Genomic DNA, 19,942 nt, shown 5'->3' on the forward strand with positions numbered 1-19,942 from the left:
ATATGCGTGGCGCTGCGCATGCTAAAAAGAGCGCCGCAGTGGTGGCACGGGCATGGGAAGTGGCAGAAAAAGTACAATTCGACCTACATCGTCATTAAAATGGTGACTTCATCCTCCCATATCGAAAGTTGTCATGCAGAGTAAAAAGCCCGACGCGGCAAGACTGGACAAGATCGTGGCCGAAGCGCGCCGCGCCGCCGACCAGCGCGAGAGCGGCTACCGCGAGCGCTCGCTGAAGATGTATCCATGGGTATGCGGCCGCTGCACGCGCGAATTCACGCGTGCCAATGTGCAGCAACTGACGGTGCACCACCGCGACCATAACCACGACAACAATCCGCCGGACGGCAGTAACTGGGAATTGCTGTGCTTGTATTGCCACGACAATGAGCACTCGCGCTACCTGGAAGCGGACCGTGGCGCAGGCCTGCTGTCGGCCGAGGTGGCGCCCGCCACGCACAATCCCTTCGCCGCGCTGGCCGGCCTGATCAAGAAGAAGGACTGAGTGGGCCGCGCCGCTTCCCCATGCGTATCCTGCTGACCGAAGACGACCCGCAACTGGGCCGCGCCACGCAGATCGGCCTGGAACAGGGCGGCCATGCCGTCGACTGGGTCACGAGCGCTGAACACGCGCATACGGCCGTGCGCCTGCACGACTATGGCTGCATCCTGCTCGACCTGGGCTTGCCGGGGCAGGACGGCATGCAGGCGCTGGGCATGCTGCGCGACAATGGCTACAGCGGCGCCGTGCTGATCGTCACGGCGCGCGACACGGTGGGCGAGCGCATCGCCGGGCTGGACGCGGGCGCCGACGACTTCATCGTGAAACCGTTCGACCTCGACGAGCTGGCCGCGCGCATCCGCAGCGCCTGCCGCCGCGCCGCCGGCCGCCTGCGCGAGCACCTCGTGCATGGCGAGCTGGTGCTCGATATCGCCGACCGGCAGGTGACGCAAGGGGGATTGCCCGTGACCTTGACGGTCAAGGAGTTCCGCATCCTGCAATTGCTGCTGGAGCACGGTGGCCGGGTGCTGAGCCGGGAACAGCTGGAGAAAAACCTGTACAGCTGGGGTGATGAAGTGGAGAGCAATGCCGTGCAAGTACACATCCACCACCTGCGCAAGAAGCTGGGGCGGGACTTGATACGCACGGTGCATGCGATCGGTTATTGCATCGACAAGCCCAAGGTGGATTGACGAAGGCGGCCCGCAGGCCGCCCGCTTGATCAGAAATCGACAGTCGCCGACAGCCACAGACGGCGTCCGTCCAGGCTGTTGACATAGCGGTTGGCGTAGGTCAACTTCGGCGCCGATGAACCACGGTACGGCTGGTAGTCGATGAAGTCCTTGTTGAGCAAGTTGTACACGGCCGCGTTCAGGGTCACGCGCTGGTTCAGCTGATAGCTGGTGCCCAGGTGCAGCATGGTGTAGCCCTTGTAGTCGCCCAGCGCGGCCTTGGCGGCGCGCGTGGAAGCCGAGGTGCCCGGATCGCGGAAGCGCTCGCTGCGGTACTCGGCGCGCAGCCAGCCGTTCCATGCGCGCGAGATATCCCACGACAGGCGCGCGTTGACGGCGTGCTTGGGCGTGTCGCTCAGCGGCTTGCCGGCGTTGCTGCCGCTCTTCTGTTCGCTTTCCGTGTAGGTGTAGTTGGCGCTGACCGACAAGGTCTTGCCCAGGGGGAAACGGGTGTTCAGCTCGACGCCGCGCGTGACGGCCTCATCCACGTTGACCGACTGGCCAAACGCATCGACGTTGGGCCAGTTGCCGAAGCTGACGCAGCCGGGACGGTTCGGCGAGGGACGGTAATCGCAGTTGACGAGACCCGTGTCCGTCGTGATCTTGTCCTTGAATTCGTTGTTGAACAGGGAGCCGCTGGCCGTCCAGCCGGCCAGGTTGTCGAAGTAGGCGCCGATTTCCGTCGTCGTGCTCGTCTCCGGCTTCAGGTCCGGGCTGCCGACGAGGGGAATCGTGCCCTGGCCGCCGAAACCGTTGATGCCAGGCGACAGTTGTTCCACGCGCGGCGTCTTGTAGCCTTTGCTGACGCCGCCCTTGACGGTCCAGCTCGGCGTCGCGTTCCACACGGCATACGCGCGGGGGCTGGTCTGGCCGCCGAAGATGCTGTGATCGTCGTAGCGGGCGCCGAAGGTCAGGGCAAGATGCTCCAGCACCTGCCATTCGTCTTCCACGAACAGGGCTTTTTGCGTGAATTCGAATTTCTTTGGCGCCACGCCATCCGTCATTTCCGCTTTCCACCATTGCGCACCGACGGTGGCCATGTGTTTGCCCAATGGCATGACCAATTTGGTGTCAAATACCTGGCTTTCCACTTCCAAGGTGCGCGCGCTGCCGGCGACGGCGCCCGGCGTGCCCGGCGGAATCGTGCGGCCCAGGGTTTCCGTCTTGTTCACCATGTAGCTGCTGTCGAGCGTGCCGAAGCCGAAGCGGCCCGTGTGCGACAGGGTCCACTGGTCGCGCTTGTATTTCTGTTCCGGGCCGTAGCCGCCCTGCACCGATTGGGTGCCCAGTTGGCCGTTCGAATTGTCGTAGGTCTGGCGGCCCGCGTCGGCATCCAGCGTCACGGTGTGGTAGCGGTTCGGCGTGTAGGCCAGGCGCGCGCCAAAGTTTTCAATGTCCGCACGCACGGGGTTGGCGCCCATGTTCGGCGCGGTTCCCGGACCATCCGCGCCGTCGTAGCGGATGTCGGCCGCATCGCGGCGCTGCTTGCTACCGCGCAGGGACAGGCCCAGCAGGTCGGTGGCGATGGGGCCGCTCAGGTAGAAGCGACCGTTTTTCACGTCGCCAAAGTCCGATTCTTGCTGCAAGGTGTAGTCGGCCGAGACGGAGCCCATCCATTGCTTGCCCACCTTGCGCGTGATGATGTTGATCACGCCGCCCATGGCGTCCGAGCCGTACAGGGTCGACATGGGGCCGCGGATGATCTCGATGCGCTCGATGGCGGCCAGCGGCGGCATGAAGCTCGTTTGCGTGCCGCCGAAGCCGTTCGGCGTGACGTTGCCGGCCGCATTCTGGCGCCGTCCGTCGATCAGCACCAGCGTGTAGTCGCTGGGCATGCCGCGGATGCTGATGTTCATGCCGCCCGTCTTGTCGCCCGCCGCGCCCACGTCGATGCCCTCCACGCTTTCCAGCGCCTGCGTCAGGTTGCCGAAGCGCTCCTTCGACAGTTCTTCACGCGTCAGCACGGTAATAGAAGCCGGCGCCTGCTTGATATCCTGCTCGAAACCGGAGGCGGAGACCACCACTTCGGGCATGCTGGCTGGCGTGCCCGTCTGGGCGTAGACCGGCAGGCAGGACAGGGCGGCCATGGCCAGGGCCAGGGTGGTGGGACGCGGCAGGTGCGCGCGGCGGGTGCGGTTGGACATGCAAACTCCTGGAGGGTGAATTAGTTATTGGTCTGGTTTGTTTGGGGAATGGGAATCATGACAGTAATAAGAATCATTAACAATTACGGGCATGGCTTCCCAAAAAATATGTCGTTTCGGATCATGCGCAGAAGTTCTTAAGAGATTCTTAACAAGCTGGCCGGGAATGCGCCGCGCTTGCTTGTCGTCGGCTGCGGCGTCGTGCGCCTGGGCTGCGTGCATTGCCGGGCAAGCCGATAGCGATAAAACGTGCAAGTGTCACGCGGAATGCGGTATCTTTCAGCTATGCCTAGCCCACACCCGCCCATTTCTTCCGACCTCCCCCCGTTATCGCTGGCCGCCGCGCGCGCCTTGCACCTGGCCGCGCAAGGCTTGCTGCAAGCGCGCCGCAAGAAGGCCGTGAAGGCCGACGTGCTGGCCGCCGTGCGGCAGATGGGCGTGCTGCAGATCGACACCATCCACGTGGTGGCGCGCAGCCCGTATCTGGTGCTGTGGAGCCGGCTGGGCGATTATCCGCAGCCGTGGCTGGAGCAATTGCTGGCCGAGGGCGCGCTGTTCGAATACTGGGCGCATGAAGCGTGCTTCGTGCCCATCGAAGACTATGGTTTGTACCGCCACCGCATGCTGGACCCGGCCGCCATGGGCTGGAAGTATTCAGTCAAATGGATGGCCGAGCAGGGCGACGCTGTGGCCGCCGTGCTGGAGCACATCCGCGCCAACGGCGCCGCGCGCTCGGCGGACTTCGAACGCACGGACGGCAAGGTGGGCGGCTGGTGGAGCTGGAAGCCGGAAAAGCGCTCGCTCGAAGTGCTGTTTACGTCGGGCGTGCTGATGATCGCCAAGCGCCATCAGTTCCAGCGCTATTACGACCTCGCCGAGCGCGTGCTGCCCGGCTGGCACGATGGCTTGCTGCCGCCTGAAGAGCAGGTGCGGCGCCACCTGCTGCTGGCCAGCGTGAAGGCGCTGGGCCTGGCGCGGGCCAGCTGGATCAGCGACTACTTCCGCACGAAGCAAGCGCGTGCCAGCCTGGCGCACGATCTGCAGGCGCTGGTGGACGAGGGCGCGCTGCTGCGCTGCGCGGTGGCCGGCTGGGATGATGCCGTGTACGTGCATGCGGATCACGCGGAGCTGGCGCGCAATGCCACCGCCGGCAAGCTGGCGCCCACCCTGACGACGATTTTATCGCCGTTCGATCCCGTCGTGTGGGACCGGCGCCGTGCGCTGGAACTGTTCGGCTTTGACTACCGGCTCGAATGCTATACGCCGGCCGAGAAGCGCCGCTATGGCTATTTTACGTTACCGATTTTGCGGCGCGGCGCGCTGGTGGGGCGCCTGGACGCCAAGGCGCACCGCGCGCAGGGGCGCTTCGAGATCAAGTCGCTGGCGCTGGAAGACGGCGTGCGCCTTAGTGCCCGCCTGGTGCAGGACGTGGTCGGCGCCGTGCAGCGCCTGGCGCTCTGGCATGCCTGTCCCGCGATTGATATTGCGCAAGCGCAGCCGGCAGCCTTCGGTGCGCTGCTGGCTGAGGCGCTGCACGACGGCGGCGCTGCCGCAAGGCGGGCCGCATGATGCTGCCACCGGCCCCACCCGAACTGCTCGACGCGAATGGAGTTCCATGCTTTGGCCGCTACACGGGGCAATTGAACGCCTTCGACTGGGCCGCGCTGGCGCCGCCGCACGCGCGCGGCGCCCTCTGGCGCCTGTTTCACCACAAGCGCTGGCATTACGTGGCCCTGTCCACGCCCACCCTGTTCTGCGGCGTGGCCATCGTCGATCTGGGCTGGACCAGCACGGCGTTCGCGTATGCCTTCGACCGCCACAAGGGCAAGATCGTGGCCAGCTTTTCGCAGGATGGCATCCCCGGCCTGTGCGCATCGGTGGCGCCGCACGCCGCTGCCAGCAGCCGTTTCCGCTTCCTCTCGCACCTGATCTCCATCGAGGCGCAGCCGCAGCAGCGCTACCGTTTGCGGCTCGATTGCGGCCATTTCGGCATCGATGCGGAATTCGGCCCGCCCGTGGCGCCGACCCTGCTGGCGATCGGGCCGGTGGCCGAAGGCGGCAGCGTGCATGCGACGCAAAAGTCGGGCGGCCTGCCCTTGTGGGGCACGGTGCGCTGCGGTGCCATGGGCTACAGCTTGGACGACGGCGTGGCCAGCTTCGACTATTCGAACGGCTTGCTGGCGCGCGAGACGGAATGGCGCTGGGCCTCGGCGCACAGCCTGGACCTGGGTTTCAACCTGCAGGCCGGCTATTTCGGCGCGCATGAAAACGCGCTGTGGCTCGATGGCCAGCTGTATGCGCTGGGCCGCGCGCATTTCGACTTCAATCCCGACAATCCGCTGGCGCCATGGCACGTGTGGACGGACGACGATCTGCTGGACCTGCATTTCAAGCCGGAAGGGGCGCGGCGCGAAGACAAAAACCTGGGGATCGCCGCCAGCCGCTACATCCAGCCCATCGGCACTTTCAGCGGCTGGGTACGCACCAGCGCGCAATCTCCCAAGCGCATCGTGGCGCAGCTGGCGGGCGTGACGGAAAGCCACCGCTCGCGCTGGTAGGCGCGCGCGGTTTTTTTGCGAAACGCGCCACAAGGTCAAGTTTTTTTGACAGCGCATCCTATACACTGGCGCAGCCACTCCGGCAATCCCGCTCCGGCAATCCATGAGGCCAGAACATGAGTATCCGTAATCTCGACAAGTTGTTCAAGCCGGCCTCGGTGGCCCTGATCGGCGCCACGGCGCGCGACCACAAGCTGGGCGCCATCGCGCTGGCCAATCTGCTGGGAGGCGGCTATCAAGGGGACATTTGGCCCGTCAATCCCAAGTACGACGAGCTGATGGGCCTGAAATGCTACCGCAAGCTGTCCCAGTTGCCCAAGGCGCCGGACCTGGCCATCATCTGCACGCCGCCCGCCACCATCACGGCGCTGATCCGCGACCTGGGCGCGCTGGGCACGCGCGCCGCGATCGTCATGACGTCCGGCCTCGATCCGGTGCGCGAGCAGTCGCTGCGCCTGGCCATGCTGAAAGCGGCCAAGCCGCATCTGCTGCGCATCCTCGGCCCCAACAGCATGGGCTTGCTGGTGCCGAAACTGGGCTTGAACGCCAGCTTCGCCCACCTGGGTGCGACCAGCGGCAAGATCGCCTTCGTGTCGCAATCGGGCGCGCTGGTGTCGGGCGTGCTCGATTGGGCCAACGCGCACGGCGTGGGCTTTTCCAAGTTCATTTCGCTCGGTGGCAGCTATGACATCGATTTCGGCGACCTGCTCGACTACCTGGCCGGCGACATCGACACGGCCGCCATCCTGCTGTACATGGAAGACATCCAGGCGGCGCGCAAATTCATGTCGGCGGCGCGGGCGGCAGCGCGCAGCAAGCCCGTCATCGTCCTGAAGGCGGGACGCGAGGCGGAAGGCGCCGCCGTGGCGGCCTGGCACACGGGCGCGCTGGCCGGCTCCGACGCCGTGTATGACGCGGCCATCCGCCGCGCCGGCATGCTGCGCGTGTATTCGGCTGAAGAACTGTTCGACGCCGTGGAAACGCTCACGCATATCCGTTCGCAGCGCGGCGAGCGCCTGGCGATTTTATGCAATGGCGGCGGTCTGGGCGTGATGGCCACCGATGCGCTGGTGGGCAGCGGCGGCAAGCTGGCCGAGCTGTCGCCCGATACCGTGATCGCGCTGGAAAAGGCGCTGCCACGCGGCTGGTCGCACGACAACCCCGTCGGCTTGCCCGGCGACGCGCCCGTGCAGCGCTATGTCGACGCCATCAAGCCGCTGCTCGACGAGCCGCAGGCGGACGCCTTGCTGCTGCTGCACGCGCCCACGGCCATGGTCTCGTCGATCGACATCGCCGAAGCCGTCACGCCGCTGATCAAGGCCACTTCGCGCACGGTGCTGTCGTGCCTGCTTGGCGGCACCACCGTGGCACCCGCGCGCCAGGTCTTCAACCGCGCCGGCATTCCCACCTACGATACGCCGGAAAAGGCCGTGCATGGCTTCATGCAGATCGTGCAGTACCGGCGCAACCAGGAAACCCTGATGCAAGTGCCGGCGCAGCTGCCCATGTCGGCCACGCCGCGCCGCGCGCGCGTGCGCGAAATCGTCGCCGCCGCGCTGGCGGCCGGCCAGACGGTGCTGGGCGAGTGCCGCTCGAAGGAAATCCTGGCCGCCTACGGCATTCCGGTGGCGATTACGCGCATGGCGGCCGACGTGGAAGAGGCGCTGGCCGTGGCGACGGACATCGGCTACCCGGTGGCGCTGAAAATCCATTCGCCCGACATCGCCCACAAATCCGACGTGGGCGGCGTGGCGCTCGACCTCGACACGCCCGACATCCTGCGCGCGGCCGCTGCCGCCATGCTCAAGCGCGTGCGCCGCATGCGCCCCGACGCGCTGATCGACGGCTTTACGGTGCAGCAGATGGCGCGCCGGCCGCAATCGCATGAACTGATCGTCGGCGTCACCACGGACGCCGCCTTCGGCCCCGTCATCCTGGTGGGGCAGGGCGGCATCGCCGTGGAAGTGACGGCCGACCATTCCATCGGCCTGCCGCCGCTGAACATGGTGCTGGCGCGCGACATGCTGGCGCGAACGCGCGTGTCGAAACTGCTGGCCGGCTACCGCAACCAGCCGCCAGCCGACATCGACGCCATCTGCTACACCCTGATCCAGGTGGCCGAGCTGGTGGCCGATATCGGCGAGCTGGCCGAACTCGACATCAACCCGCTGGTGGCCGACGCGGACGGCGTGATCGCCCTCGACGCGCGCATCCGTTTGCAACCGGGCCAGAAGAGCGACCGCCTGGCCATCCGCCCGTACCCGCAGGAGCTGGAAGAGCAGGTGACGTGGATGGGGCAATCCATTTTGCTGCGCCCCATCCGCCCGGAAGACGCGCCGCAGCACATGGACCTGTTCAATGCGCTGGATCCGGACGACGTGCGCCTGCGCTTCTTTACCTCCATGCGCGAGCTGCCCGTGTCGCAGCTGGCGCGCCTGACGCAGATCGATTATGACCGCGCCATGGCCTTCATCGCCACGCACACGGGCCCGGACGGCAAGCCGGAAACCCTGGGCGTGGTGCGCGCCGTGGCCGATCCGGACAATATCCACGCCGATTTCGCCATCGCCGTGCGCTCGGCCCTGAAAGCCAAGGGCCTGGGCCATATCCTGTTTGAAAAACTGGTCGACTACTTCCGCAGCCGCGGCACGGAAGCGCTGGTGGGCGAGGCGATGGCGCGCAACAAGGGCATGCAGCGGCTGGTGAAAAGTTTTGGCGGCGAAGTCACGCCATCGGAAGAACCGGGCGTGGTCAACCTGCATATCGGCCTGCGCGCGCCGTAAAAGAAAGCGCGGCTGGCCCGCCGCGGGTTTGTGCAGGATCAAACCCACCGCTGTCGGTAGTCTTTACACTTTCACTTCCGGGATCAGACATCCAGCGCATTTTCGGGAGTGAGTGCATGCTTACGGCAACATATATATTGGTTTCCCTGTCGGTAGAACAGGCGAGTATCCGCATGAGTTTGTTGGCATTTCAAAAATACATGCAGGTGCAGTTGCGCCAGCAGAGCAGGCTGAGCCTGGCCCAACTGCAGTATACGGGCGACTGGCTGAACCGGCTGTACCAGGGCGGCTACTGGCGCAAGGTGGAGATGTATCTGGTGCCCGCCATCCGCCAGGCCGCGCCGCCTGCCGACGGCTCGCTCGACGGTTTGCTCAATGAGCTCAATGGCTTGAACCACGTGGCGCTGGAAAGCATCAATCTGGTGCAGCAGCGCGCGGGCGCCGCCATCGACCATTCCGAATTGCAGGCCGAGCAGCTGTGCGCGGCCATCGACGCCTTTTGCGCGGCCTTGCTGCAGCGCCTGGAAAAAGAAGAGCGCGAACTGTTCGCGCTGGCCCGCAAGGTCATCGTGGGTGAAGCGTGGTTTGCCATCGCCTATCAGTTCCTCGCCCACGATGCGCGCGCGCAGGAAGCGCGCCGTGGCAAGGCGCAAGTGCTGCCCTTTGTTTTGCCCGTACCGGGCACGCCTGCGGGCGCCGCTGAAACCGCGGGAAGCGCCGGCACCTCGGCGGACGATGCCTTGGCGGCCTTGCCTGCCATGCAGCAGCCGCTGCGCGCGCAAGCTTGAGCGGGTAGCGAGCGCCCACCCCGTCCGCCCGTTTGCACCGGCTGCGCGCCTCTGATTTTGCGCTGGCGCCAGCCAGGAAGAAATCTTGTGTTAGTCATTTGGTAACTTGTACAGACCTGTCCGATGCAATACCCCGGGCTTTGTTATGATGGTGGTTTTGATCCACGCGAAACCCGTCATGTTCGAATTTCTTTTCAAGCGTTCTGCCAGCAAGCCTTCCGCACCAGACCCTGTCGTGGCAGAGCAGGCCGCCGCCTCGGCGCAGAGCGCATCGCGCCGCGCCGAACAGGTTGCGCGTGCCCACGCCGTGGCGGGCGACGAAGCCGCCGCTGCCGATTTTATTGTGTCCAGCGAATTTGCCGATGCCCGCCTGATCGCCGCCGAACACGTGCATGCCTTGCCCCTGTTGGAAAAAGTCCATCAGGCCATGCGCAATACGGACCGCCGCGTCGCCAAGCTGATGCAGGGCCGCATCGACCTGATCCGCCACCAGGCGGCGGAAACCCAGCGCGCCCAGGCCAGCATCGACACGGCCCAGCGCCTGTTGAACGATGACAAGCTCAGTCCCAACCAGGTAGCCGAGCTGGACCGCCAATGGCAAGTCATCAAGGCCACACCTGAACTGGCGAGCGCCTTTAGCGCTGCGCGTGCCGCGCTGGCCGCCCGCCTGGAAGCGCAAGTGGTGTTGCAGCGCGCCGTGATCGACGCCGTCGCCGCCGCGCGCGCGCTGGCCAGCAATGGCCAGTCCGCCGGAGAACTGGCGCAGGCGCTGGCCCGCCTGGATGCGGAACATGCGCAGCATGCACAATCGCCCGAGCGCGCCTCCTTGCCGAAGCACCTGGAGAGCGATTTCGTCCAGGCGCGCGAGCAGGCGCAGTCCGTCTTGCAAGCGCTGCAGCAGCACCAGGCCGTGTTCGACGCGCGCCAGGCCGCACTGGCAGAATGGCAGGCGCAGGACGCCGCCACCCTCGACATGGATGCCCTGAAACGCGCGTGGCAAGCCTTGCCGCGCCTGCCTGAATCCAGTTTGTCCGATAGCCTGCAGCAGCAATTTGCGGCCCTGCTGGCCAGCGCCCCGGCGCCCGTGCAGACGGCAGCGCCAGAGGCCGCAGCGGCCCATGCCGAGCCTGGACCTGTACCTGTACTGCGCAAGCCGCGCCAGGAGCTCGCGCCCGTCTCGAAAGAAGCGACGGAGCAGTTTTTCAAGGTGCTCGACGCCATGGAAGCGGCGCTGCAGGATGGTTTGCTGCACGTGGCTTCCGAGCATGACAAGACTTTGCGCGATAGCAAGCACGGCCGTTTGACGCCGGCGCAAGCGGACCGCCTGGCCCACGTGCGCGGGGAATTCAAACGCCTGGCCGACTGGGCGCGCTGGGGCGGCAACGTGTCGCGCGAGGAGCTGGTCAAGGCGGGCGAGGAATTGCCGGCACAGGAACTGCCAATGGCCGAGCTGGCCAAGAAAGTGGGCAGCCTGCGCGAGCGCTGGAAGTCGCTCGATACCTTGTCCGGCCCGGCACCGAAATCCCTGTGGGAACGTTTCGACGCCGCCTGCAGCCTGGCATACGCGCCGGCGGCCCAGCATTTCAAGCAACTGGCCGAAGAGCGCCACGGCAATGCGGCCAAGGCCCAGGAACTGATCGCGGAAACGGCGGCCCTGGCGGCCGAAGAGAGTACCGACTGGAAACACGTCGCCTCCGCATCGCAGCGTTTGCGCCAGGCGTGGACGCGCCTGGGCACCATCGACCGCAAGGAAAAGAAACGCCTGGATACGGAGTTCGGCGCCGCGCTGGACGCCTTGTCGAAGCCGCTGGACACGCAGCGCCAGATCGAGACGGCGCGGCGCGAACAATTGATCGTCGAAGTGGGCTTGCTCAAACCATCGGAGCGCAACACGGTCGACATGCTGAAAGCCTTGCAGGACAAATGGCAGGAACTGGCGAAAGCCCTGCCGCTGGAGCGCCGCGCGGAACAGGCGCTGTGGCAGCGCTTCCGCGCCGCCTGCGATGATATCTTCTCCAGGCGCAAGGAAACGGCCCACGCAGCCGACCACGAGCGCCGCGAACACCTGCATGCGCGCGAAGCGCTGTGCGCCAGCCTGGAAACGGCCGTCGTGCCCGAGGGCGACGACAAGGCGCGCAGCGCCTTCATCCAGCACTTGCTGCGCGACACGCGTGCCGCCTGGAACGCCACCGGCCCCGTGCCGCGCGCCAGCGAAGCGAAGATCGAGCAGCGTTACCAGGCGGCTGTGGCTGGCGTGCAAGCGCAAGCGGATGCCATCGCCGAGCGCGCTGGTGCGGCCCAGGCCAACGCCCTGCGCGACAAGCTGCGCCTGGTGCAATCGCTGGAAACCGCACTGGCGGATGGCGATGCCGGCGCCGACGCGCAAGCGTGGAGCGAGCGCTGGAGCGCCTTGCCAGCGCTGGACACGCAATATGAACGCAGCCTGCAGCAGCGCTTTGCCGCCGCCCAGGCGGCATTGGGCGAGGGCAACGCCGCCTACGTGCAGCAATTGCAGGCCAACCAGGAGCGCTTGCGCGATGAAGTGTTGCGCCTGGAAATCGTCGCCGGCGTCGACAGCGGCGCCGAATTTGCCCGCGACCGCCTGAAAATGCAGGTGGAGGTGTTGCAATCGTCGCTCAAATCGGGCCAGAAGCCGCTCACGCAAGCGTCGCAGCTGATGCAACTGTGCGCGATTGCCGCCGCCACCGATGCGCGTACGGCCAGCCGTATCGAAACCTTGCTGCGCCGTATCGGAGGCCATGCCAAATGAGCACTTCCGTCCGTGTCCAGCAAGCCGATTTTGACTTGAGTCAAGAAATCGCACAATTGCGTGCAGGCAACCCCAAGGTGGGCGCCGTCGTCGGCTTTGTCGGCACGGTGCGCGACATGAACGAAGGGCTGGACGTGGCCGCCATGGAACTCGAGCACTATCCGGGCATGACGGAAAAGTCCATCGAAGCCATCGTCGAGCAGGCGCGGGGCCGCTGGCCCCTGTCTGGCGCACTGGTGATCCACCGTGTGGGTCCCTTGCTGCCGCAGGAGCAGATCGTGCTGGTGGCCGTCTCGTCCGCCCACCGGGGCGAGGCTTTCGCCGCCTGCGAATTCATCATCGACTACCTGAAGACGGAAGCGCCGTTCTGGAAGAAGGAAGACACGCCGGAAGGCGCGCGCTGGGTCGATGCGCGCGACAGCGACGAGACGGCGCTGGACAAATGGACGGCAAAAGCACCCGCCATTTGAGGCGTTTCTGCCGCGCACACCAGCATTTGCAAGAATGCATCAGTTTTCTGTTTTGTGTATGCTTGAAAAGTACTGCCTCACCCCAATTTGGTTAACAACTAATTAACCGGGAGCGCTTTTCATGCGACAAGACAAACTCACTACCAAATTACAGGAAGCCCTGGCCGATGCGCAAAGCTTGGCCGTGGGTAACGACAATCCCTATATTGAACCAGTCCACCTGCTGACGGCCCTGTTGAACCAGGACGACGGCGGCGCCCGTTCGCTGTTGCAGCGGGCCGGCGTCAATGTTGGCGGCCTGTCCAAGGCCCTGGGCGCCTCGATCGAACGCTTGCCGAAGGTGTCGGGCACGGGTGGCGACGTGCAGGTCAGCCGTGAATTCGTGGCCTTGCTGAACCTGGCCGACAAGGAATCGCAAAAGGCGGGCGACCAGTTCGTGTCCAGCGAAATGGTCTTGCTGGCCATGACGGACGACAAGTCCGATTGCGGCAAACTGGCGCGCGAAAACGGCCTGACCCGCAAGGCCCTGGAAGCGGCCATCGACGCCGTGCGCGGCGGCAACAAGGTCGATTCGCAAGAGGCCGAAGGCCAGCGCGAAGCCTTGAAAAAATACACCTTGGACCTGACGGAGCGGGCACGCAAGGGCAAGCTCGACCCTGTCATCGGCCGCGACGATGAAATCCGCCGTACCATCCAGATCCTGCAGCGCCGCAGCAAGAACAATCCCGTGCTGATCGGCGAACCGGGCGTGGGCAAGACGGCCATCGTCGAAGGCCTGGCGCAGCGCATCGTCAACGGCGAAGTGCCCGAGTCCCTGAAAGGCAAGCGCGTGCTGGCGCTGGACATGGCCGCCCTGGTTGCCGGTGCCAAGTTCCGCGGCGAGTTCGAAGAGCGCCTGAAGTCCGTGCTGAAGGAACTGGCCATGGATGAAGGGCAAACCATCGTCTTCATCGACGAAATGCACACCATGGTGGGCGCGGGCAAGGCCGACGGCGCGATGGATGCGGGCAATATGCTGAAACCGGCGCTGGCGCGCGGCGAACTGCACTGCGTGGGCGCCACCACGCTTGACGAGTACCGCAAGTACATCGAGAAGGATGCCGCGCTGGAACGCCGTTTCCAGAAAGTGCTGGTCGACGAGCCGACCGTGGAGGCGACCATCGCCATCCTGCGCGGCTTGCAGGACAAGTACGCGCTGCACCACAAGGTGGAGATCACGGACGCGGCCATCATCGCCGCTGCCGAGCTGTCGCACCGCTACATCACGGACCGTTTCCTGCCCGACAAGGCGATCGACCTGATCGATGAAGCGGCGGCGAAGATCAAGATCGAGATCGACTCCAAGCCGGAAGTGATGGACAAGCTGGAACGCCGCTTGATCCAGCTGAAGATCGAGAAGGAAGCCGTCAAGAAGGAAAAAGACGAGGCGTCGTTGCGCCGCCTGGCCCTGATCGACGAGGAAATCGTCAAGCTGCAACGCGAATACAACGACTTCGAGGAAATCCTGAAGGCGGAAAAAGCCGTGGTGCAAGGCAGCACGCACATCAAGGAAGAGATCGAGCAAGTCAAGCTGCAGATGGAGCAGGCCACGCGCGAAAGCAACTGGCAGAAAGTATCGGAGCTGCAGTATGGCAAGCTGCCGCAGCTGGAAGCCCAGCTCAAGCAGGCTGACAGCGGCATCCCGAAACGCGATCCCGACCAGCCGAAATTGCTGCGCACGGAAGTGGGCGCCGAGGAAATCGCCGAAGTGGTGTCGCGCGCGACGGGCATCCCCGTGTCGCGCATGATGCAGGGCGAGCGCGACAAGCTGCTGCATATCGAAGAAAAGCTGCATGAGCGCGTCGTGGGCCAGGATGAAGCGATCACGGCCGTGGCTGACGCCATCCGCCGCTCGCGCGCCGGCCTCTCCGACCCGAACCGTCCATATGGTTCCTTCATGTTCCTGGGACCGACGGGCGTCGGTAAAACAGAGCTGAGCAAGGCGCTGGCGACCTTCCTGTTCGATACGGAAGAATCGATGATCCGCATCGACATGAGCGAGTTCATGGAGAAGCATTCCGTGGCCCGTCTGATCGGCGCGCCGCCCGGCTATGTGGGTTACGACGAGGGCGGCTACCTGACGGAAGCCGTGCGCCGCAAGCCGTACAGCGTGATTTTGCTCGACGAAGTGGAAAAGGCGCATGCCGACGTCTTCAACGTGCTGCTGCAAGTGCTCGACGATGGACGCATGACGGATGGCCAGGGCCGCACGGTGGACTTCAAGAACACCGTCATCATCATGACCTCGAACCTGGGTTCGCATAAAATCCAGGCCATGGAAAGCGATGACCCCGGTGTCGTGAAGCTGGCCGTGATGGCCGAGGTGCGCTCGCACTTCCGTCCCGAATTCGTCAACCGCATCGACGAAATCGTCGTGTTCCACGGCCTCGACGAGAAAAACATTGGCGCGATCGCGAAGATCCAGCTGAAGATTCTCGAAGAACGCCTGGCGCGCATGGACATGCAGCTGAGCTTGACGGACGCGGCACTGCAGCAAATCGCCGAAGCGGGCTACGACCCGGTGTATGGCGCCCGTCCGCTGAAGCGGGCGATCCAGCAGCAGATCGAAAATCCGCTGTCGAAGCTGATCCTGGAAGGCAAGTTCGGCCCGAAAGACGAGATCCGCATCGACGCCCAGAACGGCAACCTGGTGTTTTCGGGTGCGCAAGTGGGGCTGGACAAGGTGTAATGTTGGCAGGTCAGTCCCTGCGGGATTGGAAGCTCCCCCATTGGGGTAGCTTCCCCCGCCGGGTCTGACCCCAGTTTTATGCTGTGGAGTGTTGGCGCAAGCTAACATCGGCATAATCTAAAGCAGGGCGGTATCAGGCTAGACCTGATGCCGCCCTTCTTGCTATCATCGTCACTATTTTCTGATTCTTCTGGAGGCGGTACGATGGCACACACATGGCAAGCAGGACGGCGCATTGGAGTGGGACTGACCTTGGCGGCGGCCGTGCTGGCATTGCCTGCCCACGCTCAGGAAGAGAAGGTCCTGAACATCTATAACTGGTCCGACTATATCGGCGACGATACGATCAAGAATTTTGAGAAGGAAACGGGCATCAAGGTACGCTACGACGTTTTCGATAATAACGAAATCCTCAATGCGAAACTGGTGGCGGGCAAGTCCGGCTACGATATCGTGGTGCCAACGGCCCAGTGGGCGCGCCTGCAGATCGATGCGGGCCTGTTGCGCAAACTCGACAAGAGCAAGCTGACGAACCTGGGCAACCTGGACCAGAACCTGCAGGCCAAGCTGTCGAAGATCGACCCGAACAACGATTACCTGGTCGACTGGCTATGGGGCTACACGACGGTGGGCATCAACGTCAACAAGGTCAAGGCCGCGCTGGGCGGCATGCCCATGCCCGACAATGCCTGGGACCTGATCTTTGACCCGAAATACGCGGCCAAGCTGAAATCGTGCGGCGTGTCCTTCCTCGACTCGCCGTCGGAAGTGCTGCCGGCCGCCCTGCAATACCTGGGCAAGCCCGCGTACTCGAAAACGGCTGGCGACTATCAGGAAGCGGGCAAGGTGCTGCAAGCGATCCGCCCCTACGTAACCCTGTTCAGTTCGTCAGGCTACATCAACGACATGGCCAACGGTTCCGTCTGCGTAGCGCTGGGCTGGTCGGGCGACATCAATATCGCGCGCCAGCGCGCCATCGATGCGAAAAACGGCAATGTGATCCAGGTGCTGGTGCCGAAGACGGCCGCGCTGATGTTCGATACCATGGCCATCCCCGCCGACGCGCCGCATCCGAACAATGCGCACCTGTTCATCAACTACATTTTGCGCCCGCAAGTGCATGCCAGCCTGAGCAACAAGGTGTTTTACGCGAATCCGAATCCGGCCAGCATCAAATATGTACGCAAGGATATCGGCGAGAACAAGGCCATCTTCCTGTCGGATGCCGACAAGCAGCGCATGGCGGCGCCAGAAGCGACCACGGCCGATATCCGCCGATTGATGACGCGCATTTATACGAAGTTCAAGACGGGAGTTTGAGGTAATAGCTCCCTACAAAACTGTAGCGAGCGGAAGGGAGTTGTGATCGAGAAGCGGAACTGTGCTTTAGCACAGTGAGCATCGCAGATTGCAAATCGCGACGCGCAGTAAGTTTTGTCGGGAGATACAAGGATGGCGCGAGGGACGGGCCGGTAGGCCGTCACTGGCGCCATGCGATAGTGCCGAGGTGAACACTACTCGTGGTAGCGGTCCATCAGCTTGTGGTGACTGCCGCGCATTTCTTCGATCAGTTCAAAGGCGACGAAGCCGATGATGGCGGCGAAGATGGCGATGAAGAGAAAAACGAGGAAGGTGATTAACATGGTCTTTCAGCCGCCGTTGGACGGCCGTCCGCTGGGTTGCTCAAGGTGCCGGAGCAGGGCTCTTGCACGTAGTTGATGCAATTAAACTCTAGCAGATCGGCAGCGCTTTACAAGGCTGCCGAGTTGCAATTCCTGCCAGTATTTGTCCCAGCGCACTTTTTGTGCATTTCCTGCTTCAGCACCCTTATTTCACCACCCTCATTTCACCACCAAATCATGCGCCATCACGGCCTTCAAATACACGCTGATGGGGTCGCCCGGCTCGCGCTGCGAAAACCACCACGCGCTGGCCTTGCGCATCTCCCATTCCTGCTCCTCGCCCGTCAGCAGCAGGGCGGCCGCCTGGCCCAGGGTGGGCTGGTGGCCGACGATGAGCACGGTTTCCTTGCCGGCTGGCCAGTTGGCCGCCTTGAGGATGTCTTCCGCCTCGGCGCCCGGTGCCAGTTCCGGCATCAGCTTGAACTTGCGCCCCAGCGCTTCCGCCGTTTGCAAGGTGCGCAAGGCGGGGCTGACGAGGATGCGGCAATTTTCCGGTAGTTGCGAGGCCAGCCATTCGCCCATGCGGCGCGCCTGTTTCTGACCTTTGATGGTCAGGGCGCGTTCGAGGTCGGGCAGGCCCGGCTCGGCTTCTGCGTGTCGCCACAAGATGAGATCCATGCTGTGCTCCTGTGTGTAGAATTGCCTATTCGCCGACCTCCGCGCCCGGCGTGCCCAGTGTGTGCATCAAATACTGCTGGGCGCTGAACGGCGTTTGCTTGCCGCGCGGCTTGCGGCGCGCGTAGTGGCCCGTCGGCTCCAGTTCCCATGCATTCGTATTATCCTTCAAATACGGATTGAGGCCCTCGGCGATCACGCGCCGCTTCAGCGCACGGTCCAGCACGGGGAAGGCCACTTCCACGCGGCGGAACAGGTTGCGGCTCATCCAGTCGGCACTGGCCAGGTAAACATCGTGCGCCAGGTCGTTGCGGAAGTAGTAAATGCGGCTGTGCTCAAGGAAACGGCCGATCACGGAACGCACCTTGATGTTTTCCGACAGGCCAGGCACGCCCGGCTTCAGGGTGCAGGCGCCGCGCACGATCAGGTCGATCTTCACGCCATCAGTCGAGGCCGCATACAGGGCGCGGATCACGGATTCATCGACCAGCGCATTGACTTTGACGATGATGCGCCCGCGCCGGCCGGAGCGGGCGATCTTCGCCTCGTTGCGGATGGCCTTGATGATTTCGCTTTGCAGGCCGAACGGCGCCAGCCACAAATGGTTCAGGTTGTGCGGCTTGGTCAGGCTGGTCAGGTGGATGAACACTTCGTTCACTTCCACGGCCAGGTCCTGGTTGGCCGTCAGTAAACCAAAATCCGTGTACAGCTTGGTGGTGGTGGGGTGGTAATTGCCGGTACCCAGGTGGGCATAGAAGCGCAGCGCGCCGTCTTCGCGGCGGATGACGAGCGCCACCTTGGCGTGGGTTTTCAGGCCCACCACGCCGTACACGACTTGCGCGCCCGCCTGTTCCAGCTTGTCGGCCCAGTTGATATTGGCTTCTTCGTCGAAACGCGCCATCAATTCCACGATGACGGTCACTTCCTTGCCCATCTTCGCCGCCGTGATCAGTGACTCCATCAAGTCCGAATTCATGCCCGTGCGGTAGATCGTCTGCTTGATGGCGACGACGGACGGATCGTAGGCGGCGCTGCGGATGAAGTCGATTACCGTCTGGAACGACTGATAGGGATGGTGCAGCAGGATGTCGTGCTTGTTCAGCGCGGCGAAGATGTCGTTGCCGATGGCTTTGTGCGCGAGGCCGGGGAAGAAGGGCGGGAAGCGCAGCTCGGGCTGCTTGACGTGGTCGATCATTTCCGACAGGCGCACCAGATTCACGGGGCCGTTGACTCTGTACAAACGGCTTTGGTCCAGGCTGAACTGGTCGAGCAGGAACTGCGACAGTTCCGGTGGACAATTGCGTGCCACTTCCAGGCGCACTGAGGTGCCGAACTGGCGCCCCACCAGTTCGCCCTTCAGGGCCTGGCGCAGGTTCTTGACTTCGTCTTCATCGACCCACAGGTCGCTGTCGCGCGTGACGCGGAATTGCGAATAGGCAATCACCTCACGCCCGGCGAACAGGTCCGAGATGTGCGCATGGATGACGGAGGACAATAAACAGAAGGACACGCCGTCACCGGAAATGTCGTCCGGCAGCTTGATGACGCGTGGCAAGACGCGGGGTGCCTTGACAATGGCGATCGCCGTGCCGCGTCCGAACGCATCCTTGCCGCTCAGCGAAACGATGAAATTGAGACTTTTATTCACCACTTGCGGGAACGGGTGAGCCGGGTCCAGGCCGATCGGTGTCAGCAGGGGGCGCACTTCGCGGTCGAAATACTGCTTCACCCACGCGCGCTGCGCCTCGTTGCGGTCGCTGTCGCGCAGCAAATGCACGCCCGCTTCGCGCAGGGCCGGCAAGACGTCGTTATTTAATATCTCGTACTGGCGCTCCACCAGCGCGTGGCATTCCTTGCCGATGCGCTCCAGGTTGGCCGCCAGGGCAGGGTGGCCCGCCAGCGTACCGCCGATGCTGCCGGCCGCCAGCAGGCTGGCCACGCGCACCTCGAAGAACTCATCCATGTTGCTGCTGACGATGCACAGGTAGCGCAGGCGCTCGAGCAGCGGAATGTTCGGGTCTTCCGCCTGGGCCATCACGCGCCGGTTGAAAGTCAGTTGCGACAGTTCGCGGTCAAGCAGGATGCCCGATTTGGTCACTTCCATGTGCAGTTCAGGTTTCATATTCTTTTGTCTTTGCAGATAGTTAATTCTAGCCGTATTTCATCATGTA

At 63.8% G+C, this 19,942-nt stretch carries 14 protein-coding genes; 10 read left to right on the forward strand and 4 right to left on the reverse strand.

What is annotated here, in order from left to right:
* Positions 1–133: 133 nt before the first annotated feature.
* The gene (locus ACP7EG_RS20460; RefSeq protein WP_010396763.1) at positions 134–505 is read left to right on the forward strand and encodes a YajD family HNH nuclease; all 372 of its coding nucleotides are present in this window, start codon (positions 134–136) and stop codon (positions 503–505) included.
* 20 nt (positions 506–525) lie between these two features.
* Positions 526–1,194 (forward strand): response regulator, encoded by a 669-nt coding sequence (locus ACP7EG_RS20465; protein ID WP_426089069.1) that lies wholly within the window; start codon positions 526–528, stop codon positions 1,192–1,194.
* A gap of 29 nt (positions 1,195–1,223) precedes the next feature.
* Here ACP7EG_RS20465 and ACP7EG_RS20470 read toward each other — a convergent pair whose 3' ends face one another.
* Positions 1,224–3,377, reverse strand: a complete 2,154-nt coding sequence (locus ACP7EG_RS20470; protein ID WP_426089070.1) for a TonB-dependent receptor domain-containing protein — start codon at positions 3,375–3,377, stop codon at positions 1,224–1,226.
* A gap of 285 nt (positions 3,378–3,662) precedes the next feature.
* On the opposite strand from ACP7EG_RS20470, the gene ACP7EG_RS20475 reads away from it, so the two are divergent.
* From ACP7EG_RS20475 to ACP7EG_RS20510, 8 genes are all read left to right on the forward strand, one after another.
* Positions 3,663–4,946, forward strand: a complete 1,284-nt coding sequence (locus ACP7EG_RS20475; protein ID WP_426089071.1) for a winged helix-turn-helix domain-containing protein — start codon at positions 3,663–3,665, stop codon at positions 4,944–4,946.
* Positions 4,943–5,935 carry a DUF2804 domain-containing protein gene (locus ACP7EG_RS20480; RefSeq protein WP_426089072.1) on the forward strand — a complete coding sequence of 331 codons (993 nt, stop codon included), beginning with the start codon at positions 4,943–4,945 and terminating at the stop codon, positions 5,933–5,935. Before ACP7EG_RS20475 ends, ACP7EG_RS20480 begins: the two co-directional genes overlap by 4 nt.
* Positions 5,936–6,051: 116 nt before the next feature.
* On the forward strand, positions 6,052–8,718 hold the full coding sequence (locus tag ACP7EG_RS20485) for a bifunctional acetate--CoA ligase family protein/GNAT family N-acetyltransferase (RefSeq protein WP_168208540.1): 2,667 nt from the start codon (positions 6,052–6,054) through the stop codon (positions 8,716–8,718).
* 173 nt (positions 8,719–8,891) lie between these two features.
* Positions 8,892–9,506, forward strand: coding sequence for a hypothetical protein (locus ACP7EG_RS20490; protein WP_426089073.1), 615 nt, complete (start codon positions 8,892–8,894; stop codon positions 9,504–9,506).
* Positions 9,507–9,684: 178 nt separating this feature from the next.
* On the forward strand, positions 9,685–12,276 hold the full coding sequence (locus tag ACP7EG_RS20495) for a DUF349 domain-containing protein (RefSeq protein WP_426089074.1): 2,592 nt from the start codon (positions 9,685–9,687) through the stop codon (positions 12,274–12,276).
* Positions 12,273–12,746, forward strand: a complete 474-nt coding sequence (moaE, locus tag ACP7EG_RS20500) for a molybdopterin synthase catalytic subunit MoaE (protein WP_116743876.1) — start codon at positions 12,273–12,275, stop codon at positions 12,744–12,746. Before ACP7EG_RS20495 ends, moaE begins: the two co-directional genes overlap by 4 nt.
* Before the next feature lie 121 nt (positions 12,747–12,867).
* On the forward strand, positions 12,868–15,474 hold the full coding sequence (clpB, locus tag ACP7EG_RS20505) for an ATP-dependent chaperone ClpB (protein ID WP_426089075.1): 2,607 nt from the start codon (positions 12,868–12,870) through the stop codon (positions 15,472–15,474).
* Between the two features lie 204 nt (positions 15,475–15,678).
* Positions 15,679–16,794: a polyamine ABC transporter substrate-binding protein gene (locus ACP7EG_RS20510; RefSeq protein ID WP_096234762.1), complete on the forward strand. Its 1,116-nt coding sequence runs from the start codon at positions 15,679–15,681 to the stop codon at positions 16,792–16,794.
* A 194-nt stretch (positions 16,795–16,988) separates the two neighbouring features.
* Here the strand turns inward: ACP7EG_RS20510 and ACP7EG_RS20515 are convergent, their stop codons facing one another.
* The 3 genes from ACP7EG_RS20515 to ppk1 form a co-directional block, all read right to left on the reverse strand.
* Positions 16,989–17,117, reverse strand: a complete 129-nt coding sequence (locus ACP7EG_RS20515) for a hypothetical protein (RefSeq protein WP_257224845.1) — start codon at positions 17,115–17,117, stop codon at positions 16,989–16,991.
* A 198-nt stretch (positions 17,118–17,315) separates the two neighbouring features.
* The gene (gene sixA / locus ACP7EG_RS20520; protein WP_426089076.1) at positions 17,316–17,774 is read right to left on the reverse strand and encodes a phosphohistidine phosphatase SixA; all 459 of its coding nucleotides are present in this window, start codon (positions 17,772–17,774) and stop codon (positions 17,316–17,318) included.
* A gap of 25 nt (positions 17,775–17,799) precedes the next feature.
* A complete protein-coding gene (gene ppk1 / locus ACP7EG_RS20525; protein WP_096234764.1) occupies positions 17,800–19,893 on the reverse strand; it encodes a polyphosphate kinase 1 in 2,094 nt (697 codons plus the stop codon).
* Positions 19,894–19,942 lie beyond the last annotated feature (49 nt).

It is taken from the genome of Janthinobacterium sp. PSPC1-1 (genome assembly GCF_049897625.1).
GTDB classification, from domain to species: Bacteria; Pseudomonadota; Gammaproteobacteria; order Burkholderiales; family Burkholderiaceae_D; genus Janthinobacterium; species Janthinobacterium tructae.